The organism is Colwellia sp. C1TZA3, from assembly GCF_007954265.1.
Taxonomy (GTDB): Bacteria; Pseudomonadota; Gammaproteobacteria; order Enterobacterales; family Alteromonadaceae; genus Cognaticolwellia.
Genome location: NZ_VOLS01000134.1, coordinates 1 through 1403, shown reverse-complemented (window position 1 = coordinate 1403; position 1403 = coordinate 1). Strand labels below are relative to the sequence as shown.

The window sequence follows — 1403 nt, the reverse complement described above, 5'->3', positions numbered from 1 at the left end:
TCGTCAGCAGATAGCAAGCTATCTCTGTTACCGCTCGACTTGCATGTGTTAAGCCTGCCGCCAGCGTTCAATCTGAGCCATGATCAAACTCTTCAATTAAAAATCGTTTGTGATGCTCACCTTAATTAACCCGAAGGTTTTTTAAGAAAAGACATCTGCTCAATGAATTCTGTCGTGTTACTTCCTATCCGACTAAAGAAGAAAGTAACTACATAAAACGTATTATTTAAATCCGGAGACTTAAATGATACTAATTCTTTGTGTGACATCATATTAAGCTGTTTTTTTGTTATCCGAGGATAACTATGTAAAATCAACGTTAATGTGAGTGTCCACACAAATTGCATGATAACTAATTGTTAAAGAAAGCTAGTTTATCTCTGAAGAGAAAACTAACCGAAACAAAATCTCATTCGCTTTGCTTCGTTGCTGCAGGCCTTGCCTGAAGCGAGATGCATATTTTACGCAACTCTGTTTTAATGTCAACGCTTATTTCGCTTTATTTTGAAGTTTTTTTCAACTTCCAAACAATTCGTTTTATCACGTTAAGTTAATCAAATTAGCCTAAACTGTATGAGATAACCTATTAAAACAGCTCTTTGGGGTGACCCCTTTGAACTGGAGCGCATTCTAGCGATTTATCGCTTCACGTCAACACTTAATTGTCATTAAATGTTGATTTGCTTTTTAATTAAGCAATACGATGATAAAACAAACTTATTTTATAAACTTACTTGCTTGCTCAAGCTTATTGACGCGGTTTACACCTTCAATCTGTTCTAAAGAAGCCTTATCAGTGTAACAGCTATTAACAAGTATTCTGCATTTGATACCAGCATTACTGGCTGCCTGCATATCAGAGACTTTATCACCAATAAAAATACTTTCAGCTAAAGCGACAGAAAACTCCTGTTGTGCTTGTATGATCATACCGGGTTCTGGCTTACGACAGTTACATGGCATAACAAATTTATTTACACCTTTCGTTGGATGGTGCGGACAATAGTAAACTTTAGCAATGGTTATTGCTTGCTCTGCAAACGCGTTAACCATCCATTGCGATAATGCTTCAAAAGTTGCTTGATCATAATAACCTCTAGCGATACCCGCTTGGTTAGTAATAACAAAAATTTGATAACCTTTAGCTGTGGCTAATTGGCACAGCTGAAAGATACCATCAATAAACTCAAAATCTTCAATTTTGTGCACATAGCCATGATCGATGTTAATGATGCCATCTCTATCTAGAAAAAGTGCTTTTTTCATTTTACTCTACTTATACCAATCCCATTAAGTTATTGCTCACTTGTACTAGTTAAAATAGCTCAAGGCTGTGTTGCTCTCAATCCCAATAGCCAGCTATTGCTCAATCGAGCGCCTTACCTTGAGTTATTTTTCCTGCG

1 protein-coding gene and 1 rRNA gene are annotated in these 1403 nt (G+C 36.6%); both read right to left on the bottom strand.

Translation table 11 applies throughout. The features are described 5' to 3' along the window. Positions 1-99, bottom strand: a 16S ribosomal RNA gene (locus tag ESZ39_RS17465); the annotation flags it as partial. A 618-nt stretch (positions 100-717) separates the two neighbouring features. Next, positions 718-1266 (bottom strand): D-glycero-beta-D-manno-heptose 1,7-bisphosphate 7-phosphatase, encoded by a 549-nt coding sequence (gmhB, locus tag ESZ39_RS17460; RefSeq protein ID WP_146881188.1) that lies wholly within the window; start codon positions 1264-1266, stop codon positions 718-720. Positions 1267-1403: the final 137 nt, after the last annotated feature.

Coding starts and splice junctions, on each gene's coding strand:
- gmhB (WP_146881188.1), bottom strand. CDS start 1,266: ATGAAAAAAGCACTTTTTCTAGATAGAGATGGCATCATTAACATCGAT.